This window comes from Chishuiella sp. (assembly GCF_032109125.1).
Lineage (GTDB): Bacteria > Bacteroidota > Bacteroidia > Flavobacteriales > Weeksellaceae > Empedobacter.
Genome location: NZ_DAMCLZ010000016.1, coordinates 61,674 through 68,705, shown reverse-complemented (window position 1 = coordinate 68,705; position 7,032 = coordinate 61,674). Strand labels below are relative to the sequence as shown.

Here is a 7,032-nt window from a genome sequence, read left to right as displayed (position 1 = left end):
TACTATTCCAAAAGGATTGTTAGAATAAACATATTTATTTAATACAACAAAGCAAGAGAAGCTCTTTAATTATTTATGTTTAGAAGAAAACAACTATTATCCTTTTATATTAAAATTGTGGAGATAATATTGATGAAAAAATTGAAAAATATATCAAACCTTAGTAAATGAAATTTAAATTATCCAAAACTCAACAGTATTTTTTAGGAATATTAATTATGGTAGTAATAGGTTCAGTTTTACTTCTAAATCAAAAAAGAAAATTTTCAAAACTTATGGTTAGTTCCAAATATACCATAGGAACGATTTTTGATTTTAAAAAAAATCCAAGAAGGGATGATCAATTTCTATATTCTTTTAAAATTAATAATATAGAATACAAAAGCGAAATAGCATTCAATAAATCTAATAATCTTTTTGTGGGTAAACGATATTTTGTGGTATTTGAAAATGGTAATCCAGAAAACTCAATGTTAATACCATTCTTATTTGTACCTGACAGTATAACAAAATTACCAGCAGAAGGTTGGCGAGAACCTCCGATTTCTATAGATAAAAATGAAATTAAAAATTTTTTAGAAAATTATTAATTAAAATCTAAAATTCACAATAAAACAAATGGCAAATGTTTGTTTAGATTTTGTTTTTTATCAAAAAGTTTTTCAGTTATTAGTTTTTAATAAATAAATGTATTACGTAAAACTTATAATTCACAACTCACAACTTCTAGTTTCTAATTTCAAACTTCGTAATTCGCAATAGGGATTGGCCAACTAAAAATTATTTTTATATTTATTTAAAATTAATTTAGTTAATAAGATGTTTAAAAACTTTCTTTTATATTTTACTTTTTTCGTTTCTATTGTTATTTCTGCTCAGGAGATTCATACAAATGAATATAAAACCAATATTAGTTTAAGTGATTTTCATTTGAATGGAAAAGTAAAGAATATACTTACAACAGCGAAAAACATTAATGGTGAATATGCGACTTTGCCTTTTTATGAGAATGAATTATATAATCAATTTTCATTAGAATTTAATCGATATGGTTTGTTAGATAAGCAGACAAATTATTTAGATTATAGAGGTCGATTAGGTGTTTATAGTTTTGTAGATTATGTGTACAAGGATACGAAATTATTAGTTGGTGAGAAGAAAACTATTATAAATAATGATGAAGATCCGAAACGTATTGCTTCTGATAAAAAATATATTTACGCGAATAATAATTTAGTTGGTTTGGTTGAAGTTTTGAAGAATAAATCTTTTTCGATAACGAATTATGAAACTAATTTTGAATATTCTAATCAACTGAATAAAATTGTGACTAAGATTGAAGGTAAAATAATTTCTGAAAATAATCTTACCTACAATAAAAGTGGATTATTGGTTTTAAATGAATTGACATCTTTTGACGGAAGAAAGGGAAATAAAACTTTTTTTATTTATGAAAATAATGAACCTATTTTTCAACAAAAAATAGGTGGAAATATAAATACAGTTACTTTTTTTGATAAAAAATCATTGTCTAAAATTCAATCTTTTGATTCGAATAAAGATTTGGTATATGAAGCTAGTTTTAACTCAAGAAACGAAATAGAATCAATCAAGAAGCAATATTTCAAGAATGGAAAATCTTTTTTGTTTGATTACGAAATAAAGTACAGTTATGACAAATTTGATAATTGGATTTTAGCTGATGTTTATGAAGGTTCAAAATTGAAATATACTATAAATAGAGAAATAAACTATTACTAGAAATTAAACATTGAATAGTTTTTTAAGATAGCTTCATTTCTTTGTAAAAAGCTTTGTAATTTTGTATACATAAAAATATACAACCAGAATGAAGCATCAAGCAGTAGAAGGTTTTTCTAAACTATCAAAAGAAGGTAAAATAGAATGGGTAGTGAATGAATATTTGAATGGCGATGAAAAAGCTATTGATATATTTAAACAGTATTGGAATGATGACGCTGATTTGCAAAAGTTGCATGATGAGTTTTCTGAGAATACGATTTCTAATTTTTATATGCCTTTTGGTTTGGCTCCAAACTTTTTAATTAATGATGAGTTGTATACAATACCAATGGCTGTAGAAGAATCTTCTGTAGTTGCTGCGGCTTCTAAGGCTGCAAAATTTTGGTTGACTCGAGGTGGTTTTAAAACCACAGTTCTTTCTACAACAAAACTAGGTCATGTACATTTTATGTTTGAAGGAGATTTTGAGCAATTAAAAAATGCATTTGAAAAGAAAATAAAAAATCAATTGATTGAAGATACAAATGATATTACCAAAAATATGCGTTCACGCAATGGAGGTATTTTGAATCTTGAATTAATTGATAAAACTTCAGATTTAGATAATTATTATCAGATTAAAGGTTCTTTTGAAACTGTAGATTCAATGGGAGCTAATTTTATTAACTCGTGTTTAGAACAGTTTGCAAAAACACTGAAAAACGAAATAGAGTTAGATAATAATTTTACGCAAGAAGATAAAAATTCATTGCAAATAGTAATGTGTATTTTATCTAATTATACTCCAGATTGTATTGTACGCGCAGAAGTTTCTTGTCCAGTTGAACAATTAGCTGATGGGAATGTTTCTGCAGAAGAATTTGTAGAAAAATTCTCTAGAGCTGTGCGTATTGCTGAAATAGAACCTTATCGTGCTACTACACATAATAAAGGAATTATGAATGGGATTGATTCTGTTGTTATAGCAACTGGGAACGATTTTAGAGCTGTAGAAGCTTGTGCTCATACTTACGCAACAAAAGATGGTTCTTATTCATCCCTTACACATTGTGAAGTAAAAGATGGTATATTTCGTTTTTGGATAGATTTACCAACTGCACTTGGAACAATTGGTGGATTAACAGCATTACATCCTTTAGTAAAGTTAGCTTTAGCCATTTTAGGAAAACCTAGTGCAAAAGAATTAATGGGATTTGTTGCTGTTGCAGGTTTAGCCCAAAACTTTGCAGCATTAAGCTCTTTGGTTACAACAGGAATACAGAAAGGACATATGAAAATGCACTTAATGAATATCCTGAATCAGTTAGAAGCTACAGAAGAAGAAAAACAATACTTTACAACTTTTTTTAAGGATAAAACAGTTACACACCATAATGTGATAGAAGAGTTTTGTCGTCATAGAGGAGTAGAATCTGTAGAAGAATTAAAAAAATAATTGGTGGATTTAGAAGAATATTTTCAAAAAGCAAAACAAAAGCAGAAAGAGCATCAAGCATTTTTGAAGAAACTTAAAAAGAAACCTCCAAAAAATCTTGACCAAAAGATGGAGGAAATTCATGAAGATGTTTTTGATCGTATTGATTGTCTTTCTTGTGCGAATTGTTGTAAAACAACAGGTCCTTTGTTTACAAATAAAGATATAGAAAGGTTAGCACATGTTTTTCGTTTGAAACCAAGTCAGTTTATAGAAAAATACCTAAGAATTGATGAAGACAATGATTATGTTTTGCAACAAGTACCTTGTCCTTTTTTAGACACAGATAACTATTGTTTGGTTTATGAAGATAGACCAAAGGCTTGTAGAGAATATCCTCATACAGATCGTAAGAAGTTTTATCAGATTAATGATTTAACGTTAAAGAATACGCTTATTTGTCCTGCAACTTATGAAGTTGTAGAACAGATGCAACAAGAATTAAAAATATAATCACAATGGATATCATATTAAAAATTATAGCATTTGTAATGTTGATTTTTCCTACAATTTATCAGGCAATTGCTGGTTTTAGAACAAAAGACCAAGCAGTTGTAAAAAAAATAGGTTGGCAAAGTGTTATTATGCAAATCATAGGAACGTTATTGGCTTATTTTATTTTTATAAAAATTGGTCAGGATAAGCAAATTGCTATTTATGTAGGTTTTATGTTTTTTATGTCTTTAGCTATTCTGGTTTTTATACAGAATATATTGATTTACTTAAAAAATAATAACGATAAATTTTAATTGATTGCTTTTGCGACAAGGATTGTAATGGCATCCTTTTACAAATGGATTCTTATAAAAAGTATTTGTTTCCATTTGTAAAAGATATAATGGAGAGCCTGGCTGTCGCCCAATAAAAAATTAGGCTAATAGATTGACATATTGTTCAGCTTTCTCTATTATTTTTTCTTTTACTTCATCGTAATTAGCATCGAAAAAGCTTCTTAATCTGAAACGAGATTTTTTAGTTTGTATCGTTAGAATCTGAGTTTTATTTAATCGAAGTATATCTTCTTCTTCATATAAATAATAAATTGCACGATACGGAATTTCGTCTTTTTTGAAGATTGTTCTTATTTCAAATGTTTCATCTTTTAATTTGAATAATGTAAGATTAAAAGTGAGATCGTATAAAATAAAAAAAGAACCAAGAAGGGAAATCATGAAAATTCCTAATCTTAGAAATGGTTCTTTGATAAATAAATTTCCTCCAAACCAAAAAGTTTTGACAAAAGCGAAGTTAATCATCATAAATATTAAAAATATTATGATGGGAATTGAAAATTGCCAACTTAACTTAGATTTTACCATTATTATCTTATTTTCACTAATATACATTATTTTTAAAATATTTTTTTAGAAAAATTTAAAAAATTATAAGAAAAAAAACCTCAGATTAACTGAGGTTTTGATCTATAAAAATGTAATAAATATTTAGTTTTTTAAACTATTTTGAGGATATTAACTATATTCCAATATTTATGCCAAATTGAAGCATTTTTCTATTGTCAAAAGTTTTTTCTTTAAAATAGTTGTTAAAGTCTTTTCTCACAAAGACATTAATTAATCCTAAACCAACAGTTATTTCGGCTCCATAAATGAAATTGTTGACGTTATAATTTCCTTTTTCTCTGCTACGTATACCTTTTCCTTTTACAATATTATTCGAAGAAAGTAAAGCCCCTCCATATGCATAAGCAGCAATATAGTGTTTAGATTTTGGTCTGTATGCAAAGTTTTCAGTAACCTGTTTTATTTTAGAAAAATTGAATTTGAATCCTATAGGAGCTAAAATATAAGCTGATCTTAATTTTGATTTATCTAGTGCTTTATCACTTTTCACTAAACCAACATTTCCATCTTCATCACGATTAAACATCATGCTATCATCTAATCGATAAGTTCTCCAAGAAAATAATCCTCCAACTAAAAAATTAACGGGACTAGTAATAGATAATTGACGTTCATACATTAATCCAAATGTAAGGTTACTCGAAAATTTTTCATGTTTATTTAATTCCTCATTTTTTCGTCCTGTAAAAGCCATATATCCAAAAGATCCGTATCCATTTATTTGGTTGATTATTTTGTATCTTTTTCTAATGTCTTCATCTGTGCTAGTTTCAATCGGATCTTCATCATTCATGATAGAAAATGCAACTTGTTGTTTTATGATATCATCTAAATTGAAATTAATTTCTTTAATTCTATCATTGATTACAGTAGAATATACTTTTGCTAATGTTTCTTTTTTTGCATTAGCTTCATTTATGGTAAGTTTATCTTGTTTTAAATCTTCATCAACTTCATCAATCTTTTTTTCCATAGCAGTTTTCTCTTCTTTTACAATTTGTCTGATGATAAGTGTAAATTCAGTAATTCTGTCTTGTACAATAGGACTTATTTTGTCACTATTCTTATCATTCAAATCAAATTTGAATTTTTGAGAATAGGCTAAGTTTGAAATAAGAAAACAAAAGAATATAAGTGTAATGTTAGTGTATTGATTAATTATTTTCATAGTAGTATTATACAGGATATTATTTTTTTACATCAATAGATACAACTCTTGACTTGTTTGACTCTTTTATATTTTCTTTATTTTCTATAGAATATAATAGCATATCAGGATCGACATAATTATTTTCTTTTTTAGTTTTTTTTATTGAATCTAATTTATTTGCTGCAACAAGATTTTTCTTTTGTTCAATAATAGCTTTTAATTCACTTTTGTTATTGACTGCAGAATCTTTTTTTTCTTTTGTTTTAGCTAATTCATTATTTGTATTCTTTTTTTCAATTTCAATAGTAGAAATACTTTCTACGTTATTTTTTTCATTAGTAGCTAATGTATTATTTGTAGAGTAATTAGTATGATGATCTAAATTCTGCTTTGCAGTATCAATATTTACCTCATTTTTAACGAAATCTGTATTAGGAATGTTCTGCTCCTTTTTATTCGTAAATAAATAAATAGTTGTAGATAATGTAAAAATAAAAAATACTGCAGCAGATAACCACCATTTGTAATTAGAGTTTTTTGTGGTTGGAATTACATCCATTCTTGCTTGTATTCTATTCCAGCTATCATGGGAAGGATTAAGTTCTCTTTGGTTTAATTCTTCTTTGATATATCTTGATATATTATCCTTCTTTTTCATTTCTCTTTTTCTTTTGTAATAATACAATCTCTTTTAATTTCGCTTTTGCTCTAAATAATTGTGTTTTGCTTGTAGATAAAGATATATTCAGCATTTCTGAGATTTCTTGGTGCGAATAATCTTCTAAAACATATAGATTAAAAACTAATCGATATGGTTCTGCTAACTGATCTAATACTTCTTGTACATTAAAATTTAATTCTTCATTTTCATCATCTTCATCAAAATCATCATTAAAACCTCTAACATCATCAACATAAATAAGAGTTTTGTTTGCACGTAAAAAAGTCAAACATTCATTAACCATAATTCGTCTAACCCAACCTTCAAAACTTCCTTTATTTTGAAATTTTTGAATATGATGATATACTTTGCAAAAACCATTTATCATACAATCTTCTGCAAAATGTATATCTTTTATATAGCTTCTGCATATACTTAACATTTTTTTAGAAAAAAGATCATAAAGTTCTTTTTGAGCTATAGAGTCATTTTTTTTTAACCGATCGATTAAAATCTCCTCTTTACTTTTCTTGGTTAATACAAATAGTTTCACGTGTGTTAATTGAGTTGTTACATAGTAGACTCAATTTATAAAAAAAAGTTACACTAAAATGTAAATTAA

9 protein-coding genes are annotated in these 7,032 nt (G+C 26.5%); 5 read left to right on the top strand and 4 right to left on the bottom strand.

Translation table 11 applies throughout. The features are described from left to right. The first annotated feature begins 167 nt into the window (after positions 1 to 167). The 5 genes from RT575_RS13965 (at position 168) to RT575_RS13945 (ending at position 3,987) form a co-directional block, all read left to right on the top strand. The gene (locus tag RT575_RS13965) at positions 168 to 590 is read left to right on the top strand and encodes a hypothetical protein (protein WP_313581661.1); all 423 of its coding nucleotides are present in this window, start codon (positions 168 to 170) and stop codon (positions 588 to 590) included. Positions 591 to 819: 229 nt separating this feature from the next. Next, on the top strand, positions 820 to 1,761 hold the full coding sequence (locus tag RT575_RS13960) for a hypothetical protein (protein ID WP_313581659.1): 942 nt from the start codon (positions 820 to 822) through the stop codon (positions 1,759 to 1,761). Positions 1,762 to 1,849: 88 nt separating this feature from the next. Next, the gene (locus RT575_RS13955) at positions 1,850 to 3,199 is read left to right on the top strand and encodes a hydroxymethylglutaryl-CoA reductase (protein ID WP_313581657.1); all 1,350 of its coding nucleotides are present in this window, start codon (positions 1,850 to 1,852) and stop codon (positions 3,197 to 3,199) included. A 3-nt stretch (positions 3,200 to 3,202) separates the two neighbouring features. Further along, complete coding sequence (locus tag RT575_RS13950; protein WP_313383279.1) at positions 3,203 to 3,691, top strand: YkgJ family cysteine cluster protein; 489 nt, start codon at positions 3,203 to 3,205, stop codon at positions 3,689 to 3,691. Between the two features lie 5 nt (positions 3,692 to 3,696). Beyond that, positions 3,697 to 3,987 carry a hypothetical protein gene (locus RT575_RS13945; RefSeq protein WP_313383280.1) on the top strand — a complete coding sequence of 97 codons (291 nt, stop codon included), beginning with the start codon at positions 3,697 to 3,699 and terminating at the stop codon, positions 3,985 to 3,987. A gap of 120 nt (positions 3,988 to 4,107) precedes the next feature. On the opposite strand, the gene RT575_RS13940 is transcribed toward RT575_RS13945, so the two are convergent. The 4 genes from RT575_RS13940 to RT575_RS13925 form a co-directional block, all read right to left on the bottom strand. Further along, on the bottom strand, positions 4,108 to 4,497 hold the full coding sequence (locus RT575_RS13940) for a hypothetical protein (RefSeq protein WP_313383281.1): 390 nt from the start codon (positions 4,495 to 4,497) through the stop codon (positions 4,108 to 4,110). 214 nt (positions 4,498 to 4,711) lie between these two features. Continuing rightward, a complete protein-coding gene (locus RT575_RS13935; RefSeq protein ID WP_313581654.1) occupies positions 4,712 to 5,767 on the bottom strand; it encodes a hypothetical protein in 1,056 nt (351 codons plus the stop codon). Between the two features lie 19 nt (positions 5,768 to 5,786). Further along, positions 5,787 to 6,407 carry a hypothetical protein gene (locus RT575_RS13930; protein ID WP_313581652.1) on the bottom strand — a complete coding sequence of 207 codons (621 nt, stop codon included), beginning with the start codon at positions 6,405 to 6,407 and terminating at the stop codon, positions 5,787 to 5,789. Next, entirely contained in the window at positions 6,391 to 6,963 is a 573-nt protein-coding gene (locus RT575_RS13925) for a sigma-70 family RNA polymerase sigma factor (protein WP_313581650.1), read from the bottom strand. The genes RT575_RS13930 and RT575_RS13925 overlap by 17 nt, the downstream gene beginning before the upstream one ends. Between the last annotated feature and the right edge of the window lie 69 nt (positions 6,964 to 7,032).